Here is a 24,141-nt window from a genome sequence, read left to right as displayed (position 1 = left end):
GCCGGGATATCCGATCGCCTCCGCGGCGCCCGCCTGCGATCATCACGCGATGAGCGATGCACCCGCCCTCCCCGAAGGCTACGAGTTCTCCGCCGACCCCGGCCGTGTCGACCTCGACCGCGTCCATGGCTGGTTGTCGACCGACACCTACTGGGCGAAGGACCGGCCGCGCGAGACGCACGAGCGCGCGATGACGTCCTCGCTCAACTTCGGGGTGTACGCCACGGCCTCGGGGGAGCAGGTGGCATACGCGCGCGTGGTCACCGACCGGGCGTTGTTCGCCTGGCTCGCCGATGTGTACGTCGACCCCGCGGTGCGCGGCGCCGGCATCGGCACGGCCTTCGTCGGCCACGTCCGCGACCACCTGGCGAGGTACGGCCTGCGCCGCATCCTGCTCGCCACGGAGGACGCGCACGGGGTCTACGAGAAGCTGGGCTTCCGGCCGCTGGAGCGTCCCGAGCAGTGGATGGCGCACGTCTTCGAGTGAGCATCCGTGTACCCGGGGTGACTCCTGGGCGGCGGCTCTTGACCTGCGTACCGCATCGGCTCACCATCACCGCATGCCACTGAGGGTGACGTTCGTCGCCGCCGCGCGCAGTTCCCCGCTGCTCGCGGAGCGCTTCGAGGACGACCGGCCGCTGGACTTGGCCGGCTGGGACGAAGTGCAGCGCGCCGCCGGGGAGCTGCTGCCGCTGGCCGCGGCCGAGCTGCGCTACTGCTCGCCGACCCCGCGCAGCCGGGCCACCGGCGACGCCCTGGGGTATGCCCCGCTGGTGCAACTCGCCCTGCGGGACTGCGACATGGGACGGTGGCGTGGGCTGACGCTCGGCGAGGCGATGGCCCGCGAGCCGGAGGCGGTGGACGCGTGGCTCGCCGATCCGCGCGCCATGCCGCACGGCGGCGAGTCCCTGCTGGCCTTCGTCTCCCGGGTCGGCGGCTGGCTCGACACCCGGCCGGTGGGTGACGCCGGCCGGATCGTGGCGGTCGCCGAGCCGTCCGTGATCCGTGCGGCCCTGGTCTACGCGCTGAAGGCGCCGCCCGCGAGCTACTGGAACATCGACGTCCGCCCGCTGTCCACGACCACCGTGACCGGCCGGCCGGGCCGCTGGAACCTCCGCCTCGACGGTATCTCCGCCCAACCTTCGCGCGCCTAGACGGTATCTCCGGCCGGCCCTCGCGTGCCCAGGCGGTGTCTCCGGCGGGGTCTCGCGTGCCTGGGCGGTATCCGGCAGGTTCTCGCGTGCCTGGGTGGTGTCTGCGGCGGGGTCTCTCGTGCATGGGCGGTGTCTCCGGCCGGCCCTCCCATGCCTGGGCGGTATCTCCGCCCTCGCGCGCCCGGCGGCGCTTCGCCGGCTCTCCCGCGACGCCGTCAGGCCCTGTCCGGCGGCTCCCGCTCGTAGTCGGTGGTGAGGAGCAGGTCCTTCGCCGGGCCGCCGACCCGCCACACCGTGCGCCAGTGATCGGCGTCCCGGACGGTGAACTCGCCCCGGTAGAGGTCGGCCGCGCAGGGGTGGTCGGCGACGTACCGCCCCGAGGTCAGGTCCAGCTCGTGGAAGGGGCGTCCGTCGGCGAACCGGACGTCCGCCGTCCCCGGTGCCCGCCCCGGCAGGAACCGCAGTGTCCGGGTCGCGGGCCGCGCCACACCCTGCCAGGTGAAGGTGCCGGACTCCTCGTGGAGCAGCCCGCCGTCCTCGAGCGCGCTGAAGAGGGTGACCCCCGCGAAGTGCCCCTCGTCCCCGCTCGCCAGGTCCCGCACGGTCCGGCGCACCCTCCACCGCCCGGCCAGATGGGCCAGCACGTCGGCCACGGGCAGACATGCGCGGGGGCGGGGGTGGGGCGGCGGCGCATCCATGAGGTCGAGCTTAAGGCCGGCGGTGTCCGCCCCATTGACGTGCTCATACCCCTTCCCTATCTTGCCGTTCGAAGTGCTGACCACTGTTTGATATTTCGAACGAACTCGAGAGCCGCGGAGTATCCATGTCACGCACCACCCGCACCAGGCTGAGACTCGGCCTCACGGCAAGCGCTTTCCTGCTGGCCGCCTCCCTCGTCCCGGCCCCCGCTCACGCCGTCGGCGTCACCGACTACGCGATCACCGTCGACCCCTCGGCCGCGGGGCCGAAGATCGACAGGACGATGTACGGCGTCTTCTTCGAGGACATCAACCGGGCCGCCGACGGCGGCCTGTACGCCGAACTCGTGCAGAACCGGTCCTTCGAGTACTCCACCGACGACAACAGGTCCTACACCCCGCTGACCGCCTGGACGGTCTCCGGCACCGCGCAGGTCGTGAACGACTCCGGCCGGCTGAACGACCGCAACCGCGACTACCTCTCCCTGGGCGCGGGCTCGACGGTCACCAACTCGGGCTACGACACCGGCATCGCGGTGCAGGACGGCAAGAAGTACGACTTCTCCGTGTGGGCCCGCGCGGAGGCCGGCACCACACTCACCGTGACCCTCCAGGACGCCGGCGGCGCCCTGGCGACCGCCCGGCGGATCGCCGTGAAGAAGAGCGGCTGGGCCCAGTACAGGGCCGGCTTCACGGCGACCCGTACCAGCGCCACCGGCCGTCTCGCCGTCGCCTCCAGCGCCGCCTCGGCCCTCGACATGGTGTCGCTGTTCCCCCGCGACACCTACCGGCACGAGCCCAACGGCCTGCGCAAGGACCTCGCGGAGAAGGTCGCCGCCCTGCACCCGGGCTTCGTCCGCTTCCCCGGCGGCTGCCTGGTCAACACCGGCTCGATGCAGGACTACAGCGAGGCGTCCGGCTGGCAGCGCAAGCGCTCCTACCAGTGGAAGGACACGATCGGTCCGGTCGAGCAGCGGGCGACCAACGCCAACTTCTGGGGCTACAATCAGAGCTACGGCCTCGGCTACTACGAGTACTTCCGCTTCGCCGAGGACATCGGCGCCATGCCGCTGCCCGTCGTGCCGGCCCTGGTGACCGGCTGCGGCCAGAACAAGGCCGTGGACGACGACGCCCTGCTCGAGCGCCACATCCAGGACACCCTCGACCTCATCGAGTTCGCCAACGGCCCGGCCACCTCCCCCTGGGGCAAGGTGCGCGCCCAGATGGGGCACCCGAGGCCCTTCCACCTCACCCATCTCGAGGTCGGCAACGAGGAGAACCTGCCCGACGCGTTCTTCGCCCGGTTCACGCGGTTCCGCGCGGCCGTCCAGGCGAAGTACCCGTCCATGCAGGTGATCTCCAACGCGGGCCCGGACGACTCCGGTACGACCTTCGACACCGCCTGGAAGCTCAACCGTGACGCGAAGGTCGACATGGTCGACGAGCACTACTACAACAGCCCGCAGTGGTTCCTGCAGAACAACGACCGCTACGACTCCTACGACCGGGGCGGGCCCAAGGTCTTCCTCGGCGAGTACGCCTCCCAGGGCAACGCCTGGAAGAACGGCCTCGCCGAGGCCGCTTACATGACGGGCCTGGAGCGCAACGCGGACGTCGTCAAGCTCGCCTCGTACGCCCCGCTGTTCGCCGACGAGGACTCCGTGCAGTGGCGGCCGGACCTGGTCTGGTTCGACAACCACGCCTCCTGGGGCTCGGCCAACTACGAGGTGCAGAAGCTGTTCATGACCAATGTCGGCGACCGGGTGGTCCCGTCGAAGGCCACCACCACGCCGGACGTCAGCGGCCCGGTCACCGGCGCCGTCGGCCTGTCGACCTGGGCGACCAGCGCGGCGTACGACGACGTGCGGGTCACCGCCGCCGACGGCACGACGCTGCTCGAGGACGACTTCTCCGGCGACGCCTCGAAGTGGACGCACACGGGAGGCGGCGCCTGGAGCATCCAGGACGGCCGGTACGTGCAGACGGACACGGCCGCCGAGAACACCATGGTGCAGGCCGGCGACCCGTCCTGGCACGACTACGACCTGCATGTGAGGGCCACCAAGAAGTCCGGCAAGGAGGGCTTCCTCGTCGCCTTCGGCGTCAAGGACACCGGGAACTACTACTGGTGGAACCTGGGCGGCTGGAACAACACGCAGAGCGCGGTCGAGCAGGCCGTGGACGGCGGCAAGTCCACGCTGTTCTCCAAGGCGGGGTCCGTCGAGACCGGCCGTGCCTATGACGTCGACGTCAAGGTGCGCGGCCGCCAGATCACCCTGTACCTCGACGGCGAGGAGTGGGGCGGCTTCACCGACGACAAGCCGGCCGAGCCGTTCCGTCAGGTCGTCACCCGGGACGCGAAGACCGGTGACCTGATCGTCAAGGTCGTCAACGCCCAGTCCTCGGACGCCCGTACGGCGATCGACCTGGGCGGTGCCGAGGTCGCGTCCAAGGCCCTGGTGACCACCCTGGCCGCCGCGCCCGACGCGGTGAACACCGAGACGTCCACGGCGGTCGCCCCCGAGACGTCCACCCTCACCGCGGTCGCCAGGAAGTTCACGTACACCTTCCCGGCGAACTCCGTCACCTTCCTGAGGATCAGGCAGAAGTAGCCGGGGTCTCCTGCGCGGGCTGCTGTCCGAGCGGCAGCAGCCCGCGCTCGGCGAAGACCTTCTTCGCGGTGAAGGTGGCGTTGAGCGCCTTCGGCATGCCGCAGTAGACGGCGGAGTGCAGCAGCGCCTCGGTGATCTGCTCCGGCGTGAGGCCCACGTTCAGGGCCGCGTTCACGTGGACGTCCAGCTGGGCCTCGCAGCCGCCGAGCGCGGTGAGCATGCCCAGGGTGACCAGCTGGCGGTCGCGCGGGGCGAGTCCGGGCCGGTCGTAGATCTCCCCGAAGGCCCAGGCGACGACCTGGTGCCCCAGCTCCGGGCTGATGTCGGCGAGCGAGTCGACGACCCGCTGCCCGGCCTCGCCGTCGACCTTCCGCAGGACCTCCAGGCCGTGGGCGAAACGCTCGTCACGGGTGGTGCTCTCGCTCATGCCGGTCCGTCCGTTCCCGCTGCCGCTCGTGGGGCAGCCGCTCGTCGTGGTCCTTTTCCGCTGATGACCGAAACGCTAGGAGTTGGAGTGCGCTCGAGGTCAAGCGCACCTGTCGAGTGGCCGCACGAGCCCCGCCGGTCACCTGCCGAAGTACTTCTGGGCCGCACGGACCCCGTCCACCAGCGCCTCGACCTCGTCCAGGGTGTTGTAGACGTAGAAGCTCGCCCGGGTCGTCGCCGGGATGCCGTAGCGCCTGGCGATCGGGCGGGCGCAGTGGTGGCCGACGCGCACGGCCACGCCCCGCTCGTCCAGCACCTGGCCCACGTCGTGCGGATGGATGCCGTCGACCGTGAAGGAGACGGCCGAGCCCCGGTCGACGAGGTCGCGCGGGCCGACGACGCGGACTGCGGGCACCTCGGCCAGCAGCTCCAGCGCGCGGGCGGTGAGCGTGTCCTCGTACGCCGCCACCTCGGCCATGCCCAGCCGCTCCAGGTACTCCACCGCCGCCGCGAGCCCCACCGCCTGCGCGGTCATCGGCACGCCCGCCTCGAAGCGCTGCGGCGGCGGCAGGAAGGTGGTGCGGTCCATCTCCACGACCTCGATCATCGAGCCGCCGGTCAGGAACGGCGGCAGTCCGGCGAGCAGGTCCGCGCGGCCCCACAGCACGCCGACGCCGCTCGGGCCGAGCATCTTGTGCCCCGAGAAGGCGAGGAAGTCCGCGCCCAGGGCATGCACGTCGACCGGGCGGTGCGGGACGGACTGGGCGCCGTCCACGACGACCAGGGCACCGAAGGCGTGGGCGCGGTCGGCGAGGGCGCGCACCGGGTTGATCGTGCCGAGGACGTTGGACTGGTGGGTGAGGGCGAGCACCTTGGTGCGCTCGTCCAGGAGTTCGTCCGTCCGCGTCAGATCCAGGCGGCCCTCGTCGGTGAGGCCGAACCAGTCCAGCGTCGCCCCCGTCCGCGCGGCGAGCTGCTGCCAGGGCACCAGATTGGCGTGGTGCTCCATCTCGGTCACCACGATCCGGTCTCCGGGGCCGAGCCGGCCGGCATTGCCCAGGGCGTAGGCGACCAGGTTGATGCCCTCGGTGGTGTTCTTGGTGAAGACCACCTCGTCCTCGGCGGCGCCGATGAACCGGGCGAGCGTGTGCCGGGCCTGCTCGTACGCCTCCGTCGCCTCGCCCGCGAGCTGGTGGGCCCCGCGGTGCACGGCCGCGTTGCGCGTGAGGGAGAAGTCCCGCTCCGCGTCGAGGACCTGAAGGGGCTTCTGGGTGGTCGCCCCGGAGTCCAGGTAGACGAGCGGGGCGCCGCTCTCCATCGTGCGCTCCAGGATCGGGAAGTCCTTGCGCAGTGCGTCCACATCGAAGGCCACGACGGTCACCTCTCACGGTTTCGTACTCGATTCTCCGTGAGGCACGCTAAGCCTTCCTCACGGAGAACCGCAAGGATTACCATGAGGCCCGTGGATCACGAGGCCCCCGTCTACCTGCATCAGCCGCCCGTCCCCGGCGAGGACCGGTACGTCTCGCTGGCGCTGGTCAACACGCGGTTCGTCGTCAGTCACGGCCAGGTCGACCTGCTGGACGACACCGAGGCCGCGCATCTCTGGCTCGTCCGGCACGAGCTGCTGCCCGACCGGGTCGCCCTGAACGGCAGGCAGTCCAGCCGGCTCCGTGCCCTCCGCGAGGCACTGCGCGCCCTGTTCGCGGCCTGGGCCGGCGAAGGACCCCCGCCCGCCGACGCCCTCGACACGCTCAACGCCGCCCTCGCCGCCGCACCCGCCACACCCCGGCTCGCCTGGACCGCCGAGGGCCCCCGCCGGGCCGACGTGCCCGACACCGGCAACCCGGCCGCCGCCGCCCTCTCCCTGCTCGCCGAGGACGCCACCGACCTGCTCACCGGTGCCGACGCCGGCCAGCTCGCCGAGTGCGCCGCCCAGGGCTGCGCCCGCTGGTTCCTGCGCTCCCACGGCGCCCGCCGCTGGTGCACGACCCAGTGCGGCAACCGGGTGCGCGCGGCCCGCGCCTACGCGGCCCGCAAGACCAATTCACCCTGACATCACCCTCCGGAAAACTTCTATTTCCCGGAAAGCCGTGAAATTCATAATGCGTTTACCGGATTCGGAAGAGTGCGTCTCACTTTTCGGCGATCACACAACCATCCGGAAAGTCGCCCCGTCTAAGTCGGCGAAATCCATGGAGTGAATTCGCTGGGGGCCTGCCGATCAATGGAACGCTCGACCTCGCCCGGTGGGCCCCGTACACCCGCGCGTGCCGCCGCCCTGCTCGCGGCCGCCCTCACGGTCACGGCGTTCTGCGCCGCCGACGCCCTCGCGCGCAGTTATCCCTTCGGCCCCCGCACCCGGAGCGTCAACGACCTGGGCAACCAGTACGTGCCCTTCCACGCCCACCTGTGGGACCTGCTGCACGGCCGGGCCGACGGCGGCCTCCTCGTCAACTGGCAGTCCGGCTACGGATCCAGCTTCCTGCCCGACCTCGGCACCTACCTCGGCAGCCCGTTCGCCCTGCTCGTCGCCGTCTTCCCCAGGGACGAGATCGACCTCGCGGTCTACGGCGTCACCGTCCTGAAGACCGCGTCGGCCGCGGCGGCCATGGCCTGGCTGCTGCTCTCCCTGCGTCCCGGCCGCTGGTGGGCGGCGGGCCTGCTGGGTACCTCCTACGCCCTGTGCGGCTGGAGCGTCGCCGACGCCTCCTACAACCCGATGTGGCTCGACGGCCTCATCGCCCTGCCGCTGCTGTGCCTGGTCGGGGAGTGGGCGCTCGCCGGACGCCGGCGCGTGCTCGGCACCCTGATCGTCGCTCTCGCCTGGACCGCCAACTTCTACACCGCCTACATGGCCACGCTGGGTGCCGGTCTGGTGCTGCTGCTGCGCCTGGTGCTGGCCCGGCCGCCGCGCCGGCAGGCGCTCGCCACGGCCGGCCGGGCCGCCCTCACCGTCACCCTCGGCGTGGGCCTCGCCGCGCCGCTCGTGACGGTGATCTACTTCGGCACCAAGCACGCCTACCCGGGCCGCGTACGGCAGTTCGCGCCGGTGCCGAGCGAGGACCTGGCGGCCCGGCTGCTGCCCGCGACGTACGGCTTCGGCTCCCCGGCGCTCTACGTCGGTATCACCGCCCTGCTGCTCGCCCTCGCCCTGCCCTTCCACCGGGCGGTCCCGCTCCGGGTGCGCGCGGGCTGGAGCGCACTGGTGTTCGCGGTGGCCCTGTCGTTGCAGTGGGCGCCCACCCACCTCGTCTGGCACGCCTTCGCCACCCCGCAGGGCAGCGCCTACCGGCAGGCCTTCGTGCTGTGCGGGCTGCTCGTCATCGCCGCCTGGCACGCTCTCGCGTACGGCCCGCCCGACCTGCGCGCCCTCGGCGCCGCGACCGCGCTGCTCGCCCTGATCACCGCCGTCGCGAGCCGCAGCGAGCTGGTGCGGCCGTACACCTGGACGGTGCTGGCGCTCGCCCTCGCCGGGGCGCTGGGCGGACTGCTCCTCCTCGGCCGCACCGGGCAGCGCGCCGGCCTCGCAGGCCTGGCCGTCGTCCTCCTTCTCGGCGCCCAGCTCGGGGAGACCGCCGCCACCTCCGCCGTCGCCACCGCCCTGCGGAGGGGGCACCTGGACGACTACGCGCCCTGGGGGCAGCGGCAGGAGCGGCAGGCGGCGGCGGTCGCCGAGGCGGACGGCTGGCCCCGCTACCGCACCGACCCCGGCCGCGAGCAGACCGTGGCCAACGACCCGATGCTGGTGGGCGGCCAGGGCGCCCAGTACTACAGCAGCCTCACCTCGGACGTCCTCAGCCGCACCCTCACCGCCCTCGGCGGCGGCTGGACCTCGCGCGGCCGCAGCGTGCAGAGCCTCGACAACGCCGTCACCGACGTCGTCCTCTCCGTCGGCGCCCGGGTGCACTCCCCGCCGGACCCGCACCAGACGTACCTGCCGCGAAACGGCGGCCCGGTGACCGTGACCCGGCAGGACGTCCCGCCCCTGGTGACGGTCCGGGCCAGGCCCGCCACCGAGCCCTTCGGGCCCTCGCCGTACCGCAACCAGGAACTGCTGCTCGGCAGCCGCGTCTACACCGTGCCCCGCATCGCCGTGCACGACGACAGCGGGCAGCCGGTCCCGGCGGGCCGGGTCGGCACCGGCGCCGCCAGGGCGAAACCGGTGATCACGGCCCGCTGCCCGGCCGGGACCCAGGTGAACCTGTGGGCGCCCCGCTACTCCGGCACCGCGCGCCTGACCGGCACCACCACCGCAGCCGCCCGGTTCCGGTTCGAGGAGCCGCGCAACCGCGCCGCCATGGAACCGCTGGGCCCGGCCCCGGCCTCCGGGCGGCTGCGCATCGAACTGACCCCGGAGCGCCCCGGCCGCATCCCGGCCGGTGCCGTCGGCTGCCTGGACACCGGCCGGCTGCACGGCGCGGCCGCACGGCTGAAGGCCACCGGCGCCACCCGGGTGACCGTCTCCGGCGGCACCGTACGGGCCCGGCTGCCGGCGGGGAGCAAGGGCATCGCGGTCCTCGCCGCGCCCCGCATCGCCGGCTGGCGGTGCGCCACGGGCGACGGGCCCGCCCGGCCGGCGGGCGCGTACCACGGCCTCGTCGCCGTCCCCCTCGACGCCAGCTCGACCACCCTGACCTGCACCTTCCATCCACCCGGCCTGCGGCTGGGCACGACCGTCGGGGCCGCCTCGCTCGGGGTCCTGGTGCTGCTCACGACCCTCTTCGCCGTCCGGCGCCGGCGTGTGCCGGCGCCGCCCACGACCACATCACCGCGCGAGCGCGTGACCACCGCTCCCTGACCGCGCCCTGAGGGATCCGCCATGCTGATATCGATCGTCGCGCCCTGCTACAACGAGGAAGACGTCCTAGAACGCTTCCACGCAGAGGTTCAGAAGGTCGCCGAGGAACTGCTGCCCCTCGGCCACGACATGGAGTTCGTGTACGTGGACGACGGCAGTCGCGACCGCACCCTCGCCGTCCTGACCCGTCTCGCCGACCTCGACGCGCGGGTGCGCTACGTCTCCTTCAGCCGCAACTTCGGCAAGGAGGCGGCCCTGCTCGCCGGCCTCCGGCACGCCTCGGGCGACGCGGTCATCGTGATGGACGCCGACCTGCAGCACCCGCCGGCGCTGATCAAGCGCATGGTGGAACTGCGGGAACAGGGCCACGACCAGGTCATCGCCAAGCGCTCCCGCACCGGCGACCGCCTCACCCGGACCCTCACCGCCCGCCTGTACTACCGGCTGATCAACCGCCTCGTCGACGTCGAACTCATCGACGGCGTGGGCGACTTCCGTCTGCTGTCGCGCCGGGTGGTGGACGCGATCCTGGGCCTCACCGAGTACAACCGCTTCTCCAAGGGCCTGTTCGCCTGGGTGGGCTTCCCGAGCACCACGTTCGAGTACGAGAACGCGTTGCGCGAGGCCGGGCGCAGCTCCTGGTCCTTCCGCAGCCTGCTCAACTACGGCCTCGACGGGCTGCTTTCCTTCAACAACCGCCCGCTGCGCGCCGCCCTGTGGCTCGGCATGGGCCTGCTGCTGTGCGCCGGGCTGTACACGGCCTGGATCGTGGGCGCCGCGCTCGTCCAGGGGGTCGAGACCCCCGGCTATGTGACCATCATCACCGCCGTCACCGCCCTCGCGGGTGTCCAGATGGTCATGCTGGGAGTCATCGGGGAGTACACCGGCCGCATCTACTACGAGGTGAAGGGCCGCCCGCACTTCCTGGTGAAGGCGACCAACGTAGAGCGGACGAAAGACCTCATTCCCTGATGTCGAGACAGATGCCCAGGCAGATCCTCACCTTCGCCGTGGTCGGCGTCGTGAACACTGCCACCTACTACTGTCTTTACCTGTTGTTCCTCACCCGGCTTCCTTATCTCGCGGCGCACGTCCTGGCATTTCTGCTCAGCATGATCGGCTCCTTTTTCCTGAACGCGCGCTTCACCTACCGGACGCGGCCCACCCTGCGGAAATTCCTGCTGTTCCCGCTGACGAACGTCACCAATTTCCTGATCACGACCGCCGGGGTGTACGTGATCGTCGACCTCCTGCACGCCGGGAGCCGCTTCGCCCCTCTCCTGGCCTCCGCGGCGGCGATCCCGGTGACCTTCGTCGTGTCCCGATGGGTGATGCTGCCCGGCGCCGAGGCCGCGTGACCCGGCGTGTCGGTGACGCCGGGGCCGGTCGCCGGCAGGGCTGACGAGCCGGGCCCCTGAGGTCCGGCCTGCATAACCGATTGCATAAACGTGCAGCGATACGTATAGTCATGCCATCTAGAGGAGGGTGGACATGGCAGTACGTGTGGCGGTGGCCGGAGCGAGCGGGTACGCGGGCGGAGAGGTCCTGCGGCTGCTCCTCGCGCACCCCGAGGTCGAGATCGGTGCCCTGACCGGCAACACCAACGCCGGGCAGCGGCTCGGCGCGCTCCAGCCGCATCTGCTGCCGCTGGCCGACCGCGTGCTCGCCGAGACCACCGCCGACGCCCTCGCCGGGCACGACGTGGTCTTCCTGGCGCTGCCGCACGGGCAGTCCGCCGCCGTCGCCGAGCAGCTCGGCCCGGACGTCCTCGTGGTCGACATGGGCGCCGACTTCCGGCTGAAGGACCCGGCCGACTGGGAGACGTTCTACGGCTCCCCGCACGCCGGCACCTGGCCCTACGGCCTTCCCGAACTTCCGGGTGCCCGCGCCGCGCTGGAGGGGTCCAAGCGCATCGCGGTGCCCGGTTGCTACCCGACCGCCGTCTCCCTCGCCCTGTTCCCGGCCTACGCGGCCCACCTCGCCGAGCCCGAGGCGGTGATCGTCGCCGCGTCCGGTACCTCCGGTGCCGGCAAGGGGCCCAAGCCGCACCTGCTCGGCAGCGAGGTCATGGGCTCGATGTCGCCGTACGGCGTCGGCGGCGGCCACCGGCACACCCCCGAGATGATCCAGAACCTCAGCGGGGTGGCCGGCCGGCGGATCTCGGTCTCCTTCACGCCGACCCTCGCGCCGATGCCCCGCGGCATCCTCGCCACGTGCAGCGCCAAGGCCGCCGAAGGGGTCACGGGGGACTCCGTCCGCGCCGCCTACGAGAAGGCCTACGCCGACGAGCCCTTCGTCCGTCTGCTCCCCGAGGGCCAGTGGCCCGCGACGGCGTCCGTCTACGGTTCCAACGCCGTTCAGGTGCAGGTCGCGTACGACGCGGCCGCGGGCCGCATCATCGCGATCAGCGCCATCGACAACCTGACCAAGGGCACCGCCGGTGGTGCCGTCCAGAGCATGAACCTCGCCCTGGGTCTCCCGGAGACCACGGGACTTTCCACGATCGGAGTCGCACCGTGAGCGTCACGGCAGCCAAGGGATTCACGGCGGCGGGCATCGCCGCCGGGATCAAGGAGAACGGCAACCCCGACCTGGCCCTCGTGGTCAACAACGGGCCCCGCCGTGCCGCCGCGGGCGTCTTCACCTCCAACCGTGTGAAGGCCGCGCCGGTGCTCTGGTCCGAGCAGGTCCTCAGCAGCGGCCAGGTCTCGGCCGTCGTCCTGAACTCCGGCGGTGCCAACGCCTGCACGGGCCCCAAGGGCTTCCAGGACACCCACGCCACCGCCGAGAAGGTCGCCGAGGTCCTCGGCCGCGGCGCCATCGAGGTGGCCGTCTGCTCCACCGGCCTCATCGGCGTGCTGCTGCCCATGGACAAGCTCCTCGCCGGAGTGGACACCGCGGCCGCCGCCCTGAGCGAGCACGGCGGCGAGAAGGCCGCCATCGCCATCAAGACCACCGACACCGTCCACAAGACGTCCGTCGTCAGCAGGGACGGCTGGACCGTCGGCGGCATGGCCAAGGGCGCCGGCATGCTCGCGCCGGGCCTCGCCACCATGCTGGTCGTCCTCACCACCGACGCCGACCTCGGCGACGACGTGCTGGACCGGGCCCTGCGCGCCGCCACCGAGGTCACCTTCGACCGGGTCGACTCCGACGGCTGCATGTCCACCAACGACACCGTCCTGCTGCTCGCCTCCGGCGCCTCCGGCGTCACCCCGGAGTACGCCGCGTTCGCCGAGGCCGTACGGCAGGTCTGCGACGACCTCGGCCGGCAGCTCATCGGTGACGCCGAGGGCGCCAGCAAGGACATCCAGGTCGAGGTGATCAACGCCGCCACCGAGGAGGACGCCGTCGAGGTGGGCCGCTCCATCGCCCGCAACAACCTCCTCAAGTGCGCGATCCACGGCGAGGACCCCAACTGGGGCCGTGTCCTGTCCGCGATCGGCACCACGCGGGCCGTCTTCGAGCCGGACCAGCTCAACGTCGCGATCAACGGCGTCTGGGTCTGCAAGAACGGCGCCGTGGGCGAGGACCGCGAGCTGGTCGACATGCGCTACCGCGAGGTGCACATCGTCGCCGACCTCGCCGCCGGCAGCGAGACCGCCACGATCTGGACCAACGACCTGACCGCCGACTACGTCCACGAGAACAGCGCCTACTCCTCATGAGCACTCGCAAGCACACCGCGCTGCCCAAGGCCCAGATCCTCGTCGAGGCGCTGCCCTGGCTGACCCGGCACCACGGAAAGATCGTCGTCATCAAGTTCGGCGGCAACGCCATGGTGAACGAGGACCTGAAGGCCGCCTTCGCCCAGGACGTCGTCTTCCTGCGGCACGCCGGTCTCAAGCCGGTCGTGGTGCACGGGGGCGGCCCGCAGATCAGCGCCGCCCTCGACAAACACGGCATCGTCAGCGAGTTCAAGGCGGGCCTGCGCGTCACCACCGAGGACGCCATGGACGTCGTCCGGATGGTGCTCGCCGGGCAGGTGCAGCGCGAACTGGTCGGCCTGCTCAACCAGCACGGCCCGCTCGCCGTCGGCCTGACCGGCGAGGACGCCCACACCATCACCGCCACCAAGCACCAGCCCGAGATCGACGGCGAGCCGGTCGACATCGGGCGGGTCGGCGAGATCACCGCGATCGACACGGGCGCGATCGAGGCCCTGCTCGCCGACGGCCGCATCCCGGTCGTCTCCTCGATCGCCCGCAGTCAGGACGACGGACATGTCTACAACGTCAATGCTGATACGGCGGCTGCGGCACTCGCTGCGGCACTGGGCGCCGAAACCCTCATGGTCCTCACCGACGTCGAGGGCCTCTACGAGGACTGGCCCCACTCCGACGAGGTGATCAGCCGCCTCACCGCGTCCCAGCTGGAGAAGCTGCTGCCGGACCTGAGTTCCGGCATGGTGCCGAAGATGCAGGGCTGCCTGCACGCCGTGCGCAACGGCGTGCACACCGCCCGCGTCATCGACGGCCGGGTCCAGCACTCGATCCTGCTGGAGATCTTCACCGACGAGGGCATCGGCACCATGGTCGTGCCCGACGAAGCCGAGGGGGAGCAGTCATGACGGGAACCGCGACCAACGCGGAGCTGACCACGCGGTGGCAGGGCGCGCTCATGAACAACTACGGCACCCCGCGCCTGCCCCTCGTCCGCGGGGCCGGCACCAAGGTGTGGGACGCCGACGGCCGGGAGTACCTCGACTTCGTCGGCGGTATCGCCACCAACGCCCTCGGCCACGCCCACCCGGCGATCGTCGAGGCCGTCAGCCGTCAGATCGGTTCCCTCGGCCACATCTCCAACTTCTTCATGGCCGAGCCCACCGTGGCCCTCGCCGAACGGCTCCTGCAGCTGTTCGGCCGCGAGGGCCGGGTCTTCTTCTGCAACTCCGGTGCCGAGGCCAACGAGGCCGCCTTCAAGATCGGCCGGCTGACCGGGCGGACGCACATGGTCGCCACCCAGGGCGGCTTCCACGGGCGCACCATGGGCGCCCTCGCGCTCACCGGCCAGCCCGCCAAGCAGGGCCCGTTCCAGCCGCTGCCGGGCGACGTCACCCACGTGCCCTACGGCGACGCGCAGGCGCTGGCCGCAGCGGTCACCGAGGAGACCGCCCTGGTGATCATCGAGCCCGTCCAGGGCGAGAACGGGGTCGTCGTACCCCCGGCCGGCTACCTCAAGGCGGCCCGCGCGATCACCGCCGCCACCGGCGCCCTGCTGGTCCTCGACGAGGTGCAGACCGGCATCGGCCGCACCGGGAACTGGTTCGAGTACCAGGCCCACGAGGGCGTGCTGCCCGACGTCGTCACCCTCGCCAAGCAGCTCGGCGGCGGACTGCCGCTCGGCGCCACCGTGGCCTTCGGCCGGGCCGCCGAACTGCTCCAGCCCGGCCACCACGGCACCACCTTCGGCGGCAACCCGGTCGCCTGCGCCGCCGGACTCGCCGTACTGGACACCATCGCCGGCGAAGGGCTGCTGGACAACGTCAAGCGGCAGAGCGCCACGCTGCGCGACGGAATCGAGGCCCTGGACCACCCGCTGATCGACCATGTCCGGGGCGCGGGACTGCTCCTGGGTATCGTGCTCACCGGGCCCCGCGCGCCGCAGGTGCAGCAGGCGGCCCAGGAGGCCGGGTTCCTGGTGAACGCGCCCGCCGCCGACGTCGTACGGCTCATGCCGCCGCTGAACCTCCACGACGACGATACGGGCGCGCTGCTCCAGGCGCTGCCCGGCATCCTCGACGCGGCCAACGGGGACGGACGATCCGGAGAATGAGACGACGATGAGCCAGGCGCAGGACCATGAGCAGGCGGCGGGCGCCGGGCCGGCCGTGCCGCAGACCCGCACCGCACGGCACCGCCGGATCGTGGACATCCTCAACCGGCAGCCGGTGCGGTCGCAGAGCCAGCTGGCCAAGCTGCTCGCCGACGACGGGCTGAGCGTCACCCAGGCGACGCTCTCCCGGGACCTCGACGAGCTGAACGCGGTGAAGATCCGCAACACCGACGGCGACCTGATCTACGCGGTCCCGAGCGAGGGCGGCTTCCGAACCCCGCGCGCCCCGCTGGGCGGGTCGGCGAAGGAGGAGCGGATGCGGCGCCTGTCCCAGGAGCTGCTGATCTCCGCGGAGGCCTCGGCGAACCTGGTGGTCCTGCGTACGCCGCCCGGTGCCGCCCAGTTCCTCGCCTCGGCCATCGACCAGGCCGAGCTGCACGACATCGTCGGCACCATCGCCGGTGACGACACACTGCTGCTGATCAGCCGGAACCCGACCGGCGGACAGGCCCTGGCGGACCACCTGCTGCGGCTGGCGCAGAACGGGCACTGACCGCGTGCGGGGCCCGGCCCGCCGACGGAGAATGGGTGTGTGATCTTCCGCGGCGAGCGGGCAGGCGGGTGGGCAATCCCCTGGCGGCCGTCGAACGTATACAGAGGTGTGTCGGGTTTCCGGTTCCCCGTCGGCCGCCTCCCGGACGAGGCTCTGCTGTCCGGGCTGGCCACCGGAGATCCGGAACTCGCCATGATTTTCGTACGGAGGTTCCAGCACCGGGTCTTCGGTGTCGCGATGGCCGTCACCGGGGACCAGCAGCTCGCCGAGGACGTCGCCCAGCAGACGTTCGAGCGCGCGTGGCGGCATGCGCAGATCTACGACTCGCGCCGCGGCTCGGTCATGACCTGGCTGACCACCATCGCGCACAACCTCGCCATCGACGCCGTCCGTGCGCGGCGGACGGAGCCGATGAACTCCGAGGACCTCGAGGCGCTCCTCGGCGTCGTCACCGAGACACCCGAGCAGTGGGCGCTGGCCGACGAGGCCTCCACCCAGCTCCGGGCCGCCTTGGCACGGCTGCCGCGGGAACAGGCCCGGGCTCTGGTGATGGCCGGCATCTACGGTATGACGGCCCAGCAGGTCGCGGACATGGAGCGGATTCCGCTGGGCACCGCCAAGACTCGGATCAGGGCGGCCATGGCGAAACTGCGCACCACACTCGCGTCTCCGAAACGAGGAGACCATGTCCAGTGACGCGAACTGCGTGAAACTGCGGGAGATCGGCGCCGAGCTGGCGCTGGGCGTGCTGCCCGGCCGCGAGCGGGCCGAGGCGGTCGCCCATCTGGACCGGTGCGCGGACTGCCGGGAGTACGTCCGGCAACTGACCCTGGTCGGAGACCGGCTGATCGGCCTGCTCCCGGACAGCGAGCCGCCGCTCGGCTTCGAGACCCGGGTGGCCCGCAGGCTGGCCCGGCAGGCACCGACGCCCGAGGGGCGCCGGCGCGCACGCGCCACCGGCAGTGCCCCGCAGGGCCTGCGCAGGCACGCCCGCCGGGCCCGGCTGCGGATCGCGGCGGTCGGCGCCGCGCTCGCGGCCACCGTCGGTTTCGCCGGCTGGGCGATCGGGACCGCCGTGGAGGAGGTCACCGCCGCACCGCCGGCCGCCGTCGAGTCCGAGCCCGTGCTGGTCGGCGACCTGACCCCGGCCGGACGCGGCGGGGAGCCCGTCGGCGAGGTCTACGCCCACCCCGGCAGCCCCGGCTGGATCTTCGTGTCCGTCGCCCTCACCGGCCCCGGCACCCCGTACACCGGCACGGTCACCTGCCTCCTCGAACGCGCCGACGGCACGACCGTCAGCGTCGGTGACTTCCCCGTGCGCGACGGGCACGGCAACTGGGGCGTGGCGGTCCCCGTCGACCTCACCCGGTACTCCGGCGCCCGCCTGGCGTCCCCGGACGGCAGCGTCCTCGCCACCGCCGACCTCCAGAAGGGGCAGGTCGTGACCCCGGAGGCGTGAACCGCCGCGCCCTCATACGGCGCGGCGCGAACCGGGCAGTGTCGCCTCGAGGGCGGCGGCCAGCGCGGCGACGGTGGGCCGGGCCGACGGATCGGCCCGCAGGCAGCCGTCGACGGCGGCGGCGAGCGGGGGCGGCAACCGCCGCCGGGACGCGATCGCCGGCGCGCTCCGCTCCAGCTGCGGATACCAGTCGTCCGGGCCGCCGGCGCCGGTGCCGTAGCACGGCTCGTCCCCGATGTAGGGCTGCTCGGCGGTGGCGCCGGCCGTGGCGCAGTCGAACGGCATGTCACCGCAAGCGGCTTCGAACAACGTGATGCCGATGCCCCACACGTCGGCGGCGGCCGTCAGCGTCCCGCCGCGGGCCTGCTCCGGGGCGAGATAGCAGCAGGTGCCCACTCCCGCCGGAGCGGGCCCCGGAGGCCGGGCGACGCTCAGGTCCAGCACCTTCGCATGACCGCGGTCCACCACCACGTTCGACGGCTTGAGGTCCAGGTGCAGCAGACCTCGGCCGTGCAGGTAGTGGACGGCGGAACACAGCTGCACCCCGAGGAGCGCCACATCGGCCGCGGACGGCCGGTGCCGCAGCCGGTGCAGCAGATGGGACAGCGTCTCACCGGTCAGCGTCTCCAGGACGACCAGCGGCTCGGGCGCGTCGAGGACGTCGTAGCCGCGGACCAGGTGGGGGTGGGTGAAGTCCCGCAGCCAGCGGCCCTCCCGCAGCAGCCGCTCGCCCAGCCGCGGCTCTCCCCGCCGGTCGGACCTCACCACCTTGATCACACACCGGCAGTCCCGTTCCTCGCTCCAGGCGTCGTAGACGTCGAGCCAGCCGGTGCGGGTGAGAACCGCGAGGATCTCGTAGCCGGGGACCGGTTCGGTGCCCGGGGTCCAGGACGGGGTGTTCCGTACGGCGGTGACGCTCATGACAGCATCGCTCCCGCGTTCAGCCGATGCAGCCGGGCGTACGTGCCGTCGTGCCCGAGCAGGTCGTCATGGGCACCGTGCTCGACGACCCGGCCGTGGTCGAGCACCACGATACGCGTGGCGTCGCGTACGGTCAGCAGGTTGTGGGAGATGACGACGGTCGTGCGCCCGGCCATGAGCCGGCGCAGCGGGTCCATGATCCGCCGGCCCGAGCGGACGTCGAGCCCCGCGGTCGGCTCGTCGAGCAGCAGCACCGGCGCGTCCCGGATCATCGCGCGCGCGATCGCCAGGCGCTGGCACTGGCCGCCGGAGAGCGTCCGGCCGCGCTGGCCGACCAGTGTGTCGTAGCCCTCCGGGAGCCGCTCGATGAACTCGTGCGCGTCCGCCGCGCGTGCCGCCGCGACGATGTCCGCGTCCGTGGCCCCCGGCCGCCCGTAGGCGATGTTGTCCCGCACGGTGCCGTGGAAGACGAGGGTCTCCTGCAGCACCACCGCGACGCTCTCCCGCACGTCGGACAGGGCGAGCCGGCGCAGATCGGTCCCGTCGAGGCGGACCGCGCCCCGGTCGGGGTCGTAGAAGCGCAACTGGAGCTTGGCGATTGTCGACTTGCCCGCCCCGCTGGCCCCGACCAGTGCCAGCGTCTCCCCGGGCGCCACGTGGAAGGTCACGTCCGACAGCGCCCAGGACGAGCCGCCCGGGTAGCGGAACCACACCCCGTCGAACTCCAGGTCCCCCCGCGCGCGGCCGATCCGCCGGGCGTCCGCGGCCTCGGCCACCTGGGGACGCTGGTCCAGCAGCTCGATGATCCGTTCCGCCGAGGCGGAGGCCGCGTAGAAGGTGGTGCCGAGGTGGGACAGGCCGCGCACCGGGCTGTACAGCTTGCCGATCAGCGCGAGGAAGACCAGCAGCCCGCCGAGCGTGAGCTGTCCCTGGGCCAGCTTCCAGGTGCCCAGGCCCATCACCGCCAGGCCGCCGGCCACCTCGATGATCTCGACGACGGGCCCGTACACGGCGCGGATCCGGGCCGAGGCCATCGCCGCCCGGAACCTGCCGAGGTTCTCCCGCTCGAACCGGCCCTCCTCCCAGCCCTGCCGGTTGTACGCCTGCACCAGGACGACATTGCCCAGCGACTCCTCGGCGATCGCGCTGAGCGAGCCGCTGCGGCGCCTGCGCTCGCGCGACGCGTCCTTGATCAGCCGCGAGAAGTGCCGGGCGGCCCCCCAGAACAGGGGCACGATGACCAGGGCGAGCAGAGTCAGATCCCAGCGCAGGTAGAACAGCAGGCCGAGGAAGACTCCCAGGCGGATCACGTAGTACAGGGCGTCCGCCACGCCCGAGAGCAGAAACGTCTCCACCGCGTCGACGTCACCCGTGACCCGGGACAGCACGTCCCCGAGCCGCCGCCGCTCGAAGAAGCCGAGCGACAGCCCCTGGACGTGCCGGAACACATCGGAGCGCAGAGCGAGCAGGAAGCGCTCGCCGACCCAGGTGGACGTCACGTCGTCGGCGAAGCCGAGAATGCCGGAGCAGAGCACGAGGCCCAGATAGGCGGGCGCGATCCACAGGAACGGCCCGAGATCCCGGGGGACGAGGACCTCGTCCACGACGATCTTGAAGAGCCACAGCTCCGCGGCGTCGACGACGGGACCCGTCAGGCTGAACAGGACGACGGGCACGAGCCAGCGCCGGCCACCGCGGGTGTACGGCCAGAACCGCCGGAACACCTCGCGCGGGGCCACCGGGGGCGCGGCCGCGACGACGGCGTCGGAGGTCTCGCCCACCGAGAGCAGACGCCGCAGGACATGCGCCATGGCATGCGTTCCTAGGGGAATCGGCGGAGCGGACCGGGTCCTCCGGCCGCCGGTCCGCTTCGCCTCCGGATGCGATCAGTAGCCGCCGTGGCCGTGGCCGTGGCCGTTGCCGTGGCCGTGCCCGGAGCCGTGGCCATGGCGGTTGCCGTGGCCGTGGCCGTGGCCGGAGCCGTGGCCGTGACGGTGCCCGTGCCCCGAGCCGAAGTTCCGCGACGTGTCGTTGTCGCGGTCCCGGTGGCTGGCGGGCATCAGGCTGCTGAAGATGGCCATGTCGTTCCTCCTGAAACTTGCCTCACATGGGATACGTCCCAGGACGGAAGTCGGATGGCGTTCCGGACAAAAAAAGCAGCGAGACCGGGCGATACCGCACACGAGGCGCGCACCCCCAGGTCAGCCCAGGCGTGCCGCCAGCCCCCCGGTGCACCGCACCTCGTCGCCCGCGGTGATCAGCAGGCCCTCGACGTCCGGCAGGCCCTCCAGCCACGCCAGACCCGCCCGTGACCCCATCGCGAAGGCCGCCGTGGCCCAGCAGTCCACCCAGGTCAGCCGCGGGCCCACCACCGTGACCGCCACCAGGTCCGTCACCGCCGGCCTGCCCGTACGCGGGTCCACGATGTGCGCCCCGCGCTCCGCCGTGCCGGACGTCGCCACGGACAGCTCCGCCACGCCGGCCGCCGAGATCACCGCCGCGAGACCGCCGGGCCGGAGCGGATCGGCCACCCCGACCCGCCACGGCCGCTGCGGTTCCGGCGCGCCGAGCATCTGGACGTCCCCGCCCCCGTTCACGCTGACCCCGCGCACCCCGTCGACCTCCGCCAGCAGCCGCGCCGCCCGCTCGGCCGCCCAGCCCTTGACGATGCCGGTGGGGTCCACGGAGCCGCGGTACCGGGTGCTGAACCAGCCGTCGCTCACCCGCTCCGCCTCGGCCGCCAGCTCCAGCACCTCGGCCACCTCGGGAGCGCACCGCGCCACGGTCAGTTCGCCCCGGGCCAGCCGCGAGACCTCGCTGTCCTCGCGGTACGTGCTGAACAGCGCGTCCACCCGGTGCAGGCCGGCGACGGCCTCGGCGAGCGCCGCCCGTACGGCACCGGGTTCCCCGCCGCGGACGTCGAAGGAGAAGACGGTCCCCATGACCTCCTCCGCGTGACGCGCCGCGGCAGGAGCCTCGGCCGGATCGGCCACCGCCTCAGCCACCGGCCTGGTCCAGCGCCGACTGGAGCGACTGCCGGTAGCCGGTGCTGGTGTAGGTGGCACCGGAGACGGAGTCGATGTCCGCCGTCCCGGCCGCCACGGCCTCCTGGTTGAGCCTGGGGACGGCGAGCTGGGTCTTCTGGTCGCTGGTTCCCCCCTTGGGCGCCTGGACCGCCTCCGCCTTGGTGATCTTCCCGTCGCTGACCGTGATCCGCACCTGGACCGGGCCGTACTGGGTCTGTGCGACCTTCCCGGTGACCGTGCGGCCCTGCGCCGAGCCGGAAGCCCCGGCGGACCCCGAAGACCCCGAGGAACCGGAGGACCCCTGGTTCCCGGCAGACGCCGCCCTCATCTTGTCCAGCGCCGACTGCAGGGACTTCTTGTACCCGGTGCTGGTGTACGTCGCCCCGGACACCGCGTCGATCTGCGCGCTCTGCGCGGCCACGGCCTCCTGGTTGAGCCTGGGGACGGCGAGCTGGGTCTTCTGGTCGCTGGTTCCCCCCTCGGGCGCCTGGACCGCCTCCGCCTTGGTGATCTTCCCGTCGCTGACCGTGATCCGCACCTGCACGGCCCCGTACTCCGTCCGGGCCGCGTCACCGGTCACCGTGCCGGAGCCGGTCGCGTCCTGTGCGCCGCCCTGCGGGGACTCCTGGCCCGCCGGCTGCTGCTGGGCCGCGCCCGCGGCCGAGGGCGCGGCCGGGTCCGAGGCCGGCTTCAGCGACAGCATCAGCACGACGCCGGACACGGTCGCGGCGCCGGCCAGTACGACCCGCCGAATGGGGTGGCTCTTCCTCATCGCTCCCTGGCTCCCGATCTCTCTCCGTGGCTCCCGCGCACGCTCACATCTCGAACGACTCGTGGTGGATGCGACGGGCGGGGACCCCCGCGCCGCGCAGCGCCTCGTACACCGACTGCGCGAACCCGGGCGGACCGCACATGAAGACGTCGTGGTGGTCGATGTCGGGGATCTTCCGCTGGAGGTTCTCCACGGAGATGTCGGGCCGCTCGCCCTCCGGGCTGTTGACCGCGTACATCAGCCGGGCGCCCCGCTCCTCGGCGATCGCCGCCAGCTCGTCCCACAACGCCAGGTCCTGGGTGGTGTTGGCCCGGTAGAGCAGGGTGATGTCACCGGCCGCCCCGGGCAGCGTCTCGAACAGCGCCCGCATCGGCGTGATGCCGACCCCGCCCGCGACCAGCAGCACCTTGCCCCGGCTGCGGCGCTGCGCGGTCAGCGCGCCGTACGGGCCCTCGGCCCACACCCGCGTGCCGGGCGTCAGCTCGCGCAGCCGGGCACTGTGGTCGCCGATCGACTTCACCGTGATCCGCAGCAGGCCGGGCCGGGGCGCCGCCGACAGCGAGTACGGGTGCGAGCTGAAGCGCATCCCGGGGGCGAGGAAGCGCCAGCGGAAGAACTGGCCCGCCTCGGCGCCCATCCGGTGCAGCTTCCGCCCGCCGATGAGCACCGACACGATGCCCGGAGTCTCCTCGACGACCGCCTCCACGCGCATCCGGTGGCGGAGATTCAGCCGGATCGGGGTGAGGATCCGGTACCAGAGCACCAGCGCGGTGACCGTGCCGTACAGCGCGTACCAGAACGTCTTGGCGGTGGGCTCGACCGCGAAGTCGTTGCCGGTGGTGATCTGGTGCCAGAACGTCAGGAACACCGCCGCGTAGGTGAGCAGGTGGACGTGGTACCAGGTGTCGTAGGGCAGTCGGCGGCGGACCCCGCCGACCGACGTCAGCCCGATGAGCACGAACAGACCGGTGCCGATGGCCGCCTTGCCCATGTCGGGCAGCTGGTCGACGGAGTCGACGGTCTGCTGGACGATGTCGCCGAGCGACCTGCCCGCCTGGAGGGCGTACCCCCACATGGTGAGGAAGACGTGCGCGACGATCAGGAAGAGCGTGTACCGGCCGCTCATCGCGTGCCAGCGGGCCACCCGGTCCGAGCCGACCCGCCGTTCCAGCGCCGGCACGCGCGCCATCTGCAGCACGACCAGCGCCATCAGATAGCCGGCCAGCAGGCCGGTGATCCGGCCCGCGTTCAGGATCCTGCCGTTGTCGTCGGCGATGGACGGGGTGGTGTGCCACCAGAGCCACAGCACGGCCGCCGCGCCCGCCCAGACCGCCAGCAGCAGCGGGACGGCCGGGGAGCGGCGCGGGCGGATGCGGCGCATCGTCTGGCGGCGGGCGGCACGTCCGCCTGCGAGCGTGGTGGTCACGGTTCCTCCGTGGGGACTTGACCCTTGGCCCACAGATACGTCGCACATCCGCCGAGTGTTCAGAGGCCTGCCGAGTCCAGAGCGGACTGGAGTGACCTGCGATAACCGTCGCTCGTGTACGTCGCTCCCGACACGGTGTCGATCCGCGCGCTCTGCGCCGCCAGCGCCTCGCGCCGGAGCTGGGGCAGCGCGTAGTTGTTGATCTCCTGGTCGCGGGGGTTGTCCTGCGGGTAGTCGACGGCCGCCACGTCGGTGAGCCTGCCGTCCTGCACCGTGACCCGCACCCGGACCGGCCCCCAGCGGGTCTGGACCGAGTCCCCGGTGACCGTCCTGCTCCCCGAGGCGGAACCGGGCGTCGAGCCGCTCGACGCGCGAGGCGCCTGGGCGCCCGCCACCACCGTGGCGGGACTCGTGTGCGGCTTCAGCGACAGCAGCAGCACCATCCCGGAGACGGTGGCCGCGCTCGCCAGCACGATGCGGCGGAAGGGACGGTTCTTGTTCAACGCGTGCACGCAAGG

General features: G+C 72.2%; 24 protein-coding genes. 14 read left to right on the top strand and 10 right to left on the bottom strand.

The features are described from left to right. Nucleotides 1–49 precede the first annotated feature (49 nt). Both ACZ5CW_RS12205 and ACZ5CW_RS12200 read left to right on the top strand, forming a co-directional pair. A complete protein-coding gene (locus ACZ5CW_RS12205) occupies nt 50–487 on the top strand; it encodes a GNAT family N-acetyltransferase (protein WP_468600226.1) in 438 nt (145 codons plus the stop codon). 73 nt (nt 488–560) lie between these two features. Further along, nucleotides 561–1,154: a histidine phosphatase family protein gene (locus ACZ5CW_RS12200; RefSeq protein WP_468600225.1), complete on the top strand. Its 594-nt coding sequence runs from the start codon at nt 561–563 to the stop codon at nt 1,152–1,154. A 215-nt stretch (nt 1,155–1,369) separates the two neighbouring features. Here ACZ5CW_RS12200 and ACZ5CW_RS12195 read toward each other — a convergent pair whose 3' ends face one another. Further along, entirely contained in the window at nt 1,370–1,852 is a 483-nt protein-coding gene (locus ACZ5CW_RS12195; protein WP_468600224.1) for a DUF6314 family protein, read from the bottom strand. Between the two features lie 125 nt (nt 1,853–1,977). Here ACZ5CW_RS12195 and ACZ5CW_RS12190 point away from each other — a divergent pair, with 125 nt between their 5' ends. Continuing rightward, nucleotides 1,978–4,464 carry an alpha-L-arabinofuranosidase C-terminal domain-containing protein gene (locus ACZ5CW_RS12190; RefSeq protein WP_468600223.1) on the top strand — a complete coding sequence of 829 codons (2,487 nt, stop codon included), beginning with the start codon at nt 1,978–1,980 and terminating at the stop codon, nt 4,462–4,464. Here the strand turns inward: ACZ5CW_RS12190 and ACZ5CW_RS12185 are convergent. Both ACZ5CW_RS12185 and ACZ5CW_RS12180 read right to left on the bottom strand, forming a co-directional pair. After that, entirely contained in the window at nt 4,451–4,891 is a 441-nt protein-coding gene (locus tag ACZ5CW_RS12185; RefSeq protein ID WP_468600222.1) for a carboxymuconolactone decarboxylase family protein, read from the bottom strand. The genes ACZ5CW_RS12190 and ACZ5CW_RS12185 overlap by 14 nt on opposite strands. 138 nt (nt 4,892–5,029) lie before the next feature. Then, nucleotides 5,030–6,262, bottom strand: a complete 1,233-nt coding sequence (locus ACZ5CW_RS12180) for a cysteine desulfurase (RefSeq protein WP_468600221.1) — start codon at nt 6,260–6,262, stop codon at nt 5,030–5,032. A gap of 81 nt (nt 6,263–6,343) precedes the next feature. On the opposite strand from ACZ5CW_RS12180, the gene ACZ5CW_RS12175 reads away from it, so the two are divergent. From ACZ5CW_RS12175 to ACZ5CW_RS12125, 11 genes are all read left to right on the top strand, one after another. After that, complete coding sequence (locus ACZ5CW_RS12175) at nt 6,344–6,946, top strand: ABATE domain-containing protein (protein WP_468600220.1); 603 nt, start codon at nt 6,344–6,346, stop codon at nt 6,944–6,946. Nucleotides 6,947–7,117: 171 nt separating this feature from the next. Next, on the top strand, nt 7,118–9,691 hold the full coding sequence (locus tag ACZ5CW_RS12170) for a YfhO family protein (protein ID WP_468600219.1): 2,574 nt from the start codon (nt 7,118–7,120) through the stop codon (nt 9,689–9,691). 21 nt (nt 9,692–9,712) lie between these two features. Continuing rightward, nucleotides 9,713–10,663, top strand: coding sequence for a glycosyltransferase family 2 protein (locus ACZ5CW_RS12165; RefSeq protein WP_468600218.1), 951 nt, complete (start codon nt 9,713–9,715; stop codon nt 10,661–10,663). Beyond that, nucleotides 10,663–11,049, top strand: a complete 387-nt coding sequence (locus tag ACZ5CW_RS12160) for a GtrA family protein (RefSeq protein ID WP_468600217.1) — start codon at nt 10,663–10,665, stop codon at nt 11,047–11,049. The genes ACZ5CW_RS12165 and ACZ5CW_RS12160 overlap by 1 nt, the downstream gene beginning before the upstream one ends. Nucleotides 11,050–11,182: 133 nt before the next feature. Further along, the gene (argC, locus tag ACZ5CW_RS12155) at nt 11,183–12,211 is read left to right on the top strand and encodes an N-acetyl-gamma-glutamyl-phosphate reductase (RefSeq protein ID WP_468600216.1); all 1,029 of its coding nucleotides are present in this window, start codon (nt 11,183–11,185) and stop codon (nt 12,209–12,211) included. Continuing rightward, nucleotides 12,208–13,359: a bifunctional glutamate N-acetyltransferase/amino-acid acetyltransferase ArgJ gene (gene argJ, locus ACZ5CW_RS12150; RefSeq protein ID WP_468600215.1), complete on the top strand. Its 1,152-nt coding sequence runs from the start codon at nt 12,208–12,210 to the stop codon at nt 13,357–13,359. The genes argC and argJ overlap by 4 nt, the downstream gene beginning before the upstream one ends. After that, nucleotides 13,356–14,261: an acetylglutamate kinase gene (argB, locus tag ACZ5CW_RS12145; RefSeq protein WP_468600214.1), complete on the top strand. Its 906-nt coding sequence runs from the start codon at nt 13,356–13,358 to the stop codon at nt 14,259–14,261. The genes argJ and argB overlap by 4 nt, the downstream gene beginning before the upstream one ends. Beyond that, a complete protein-coding gene (locus tag ACZ5CW_RS12140; RefSeq protein ID WP_468600213.1) occupies nt 14,258–15,466 on the top strand; it encodes an acetylornithine transaminase in 1,209 nt (402 codons plus the stop codon). The genes argB and ACZ5CW_RS12140 overlap by 4 nt, the downstream gene beginning before the upstream one ends. A 7-nt stretch (nt 15,467–15,473) precedes the next feature. Further along, the gene (locus tag ACZ5CW_RS12135; protein WP_468600212.1) at nt 15,474–16,019 is read left to right on the top strand and encodes an arginine repressor; all 546 of its coding nucleotides are present in this window, start codon (nt 15,474–15,476) and stop codon (nt 16,017–16,019) included. Nucleotides 16,020–16,127: 108 nt separating this feature from the next. Then, nucleotides 16,128–16,715, top strand: coding sequence for an RNA polymerase sigma factor (locus tag ACZ5CW_RS12130; protein ID WP_468600211.1), 588 nt, complete (start codon nt 16,128–16,130; stop codon nt 16,713–16,715). Then, complete coding sequence (locus ACZ5CW_RS12125; RefSeq protein ID WP_468600210.1) at nt 16,705–17,478, top strand: hypothetical protein; 774 nt, start codon at nt 16,705–16,707, stop codon at nt 17,476–17,478. The genes ACZ5CW_RS12130 and ACZ5CW_RS12125 overlap by 11 nt, the downstream gene beginning before the upstream one ends. Nucleotides 17,479–17,490: 12 nt before the next feature. Here ACZ5CW_RS12125 and ACZ5CW_RS12120 read toward each other — a convergent pair whose 3' ends face one another. The 7 genes from ACZ5CW_RS12120 to ACZ5CW_RS12090 all read right to left on the bottom strand — a co-directional run bounded on the left by ACZ5CW_RS12120 (nt 17,491) and on the right by ACZ5CW_RS12090 (nt 24,135). Beyond that, nucleotides 17,491–18,399 carry a serine/threonine-protein kinase gene (locus ACZ5CW_RS12120; RefSeq protein ID WP_468600209.1) on the bottom strand — a complete coding sequence of 303 codons (909 nt, stop codon included), beginning with the start codon at nt 18,397–18,399 and terminating at the stop codon, nt 17,491–17,493. Next, a complete protein-coding gene (locus ACZ5CW_RS12115; protein ID WP_468600208.1) occupies nt 18,396–20,210 on the bottom strand; it encodes an ABC transporter ATP-binding protein in 1,815 nt (604 codons plus the stop codon). The genes ACZ5CW_RS12120 and ACZ5CW_RS12115 overlap by 4 nt, the downstream gene beginning before the upstream one ends. Before the next feature lie 75 nt (nt 20,211–20,285). Further along, nucleotides 20,286–20,480, bottom strand: coding sequence for a hypothetical protein (locus tag ACZ5CW_RS12110; RefSeq protein ID WP_468600207.1), 195 nt, complete (start codon nt 20,478–20,480; stop codon nt 20,286–20,288). 120 nt (nt 20,481–20,600) lie between these two features. Further along, entirely contained in the window at nt 20,601–21,392 is a 792-nt protein-coding gene (locus tag ACZ5CW_RS12105; RefSeq protein WP_468600600.1) for an FAD:protein FMN transferase, read from the bottom strand. 4 nt (nt 21,393–21,396) lie between these two features. Beyond that, complete coding sequence (locus tag ACZ5CW_RS12100) at nt 21,397–22,197, bottom strand: FMN-binding protein (protein WP_468600206.1); 801 nt, start codon at nt 22,195–22,197, stop codon at nt 21,397–21,399. Nucleotides 22,198–22,240: 43 nt separating this feature from the next. Further along, nucleotides 22,241–23,623, bottom strand: a complete 1,383-nt coding sequence (locus ACZ5CW_RS12095; protein ID WP_468600205.1) for a ferredoxin reductase family protein — start codon at nt 23,621–23,623, stop codon at nt 22,241–22,243. Nucleotides 23,624–23,682: 59 nt separating this feature from the next. Then, nucleotides 23,683–24,135: an FMN-binding protein gene (locus tag ACZ5CW_RS12090; RefSeq protein WP_468600204.1), complete on the bottom strand. Its 453-nt coding sequence runs from the start codon at nt 24,133–24,135 to the stop codon at nt 23,683–23,685. Between the last annotated feature and the right edge of the window lie 6 nt (nt 24,136–24,141).

It is taken from the genome of Streptomyces sp. NPDC031379, from assembly GCF_055569615.1.
Note: the sequence above shows the minus strand (reverse complement) of the source record. Positions and strands in the feature narration are given on the sequence as shown.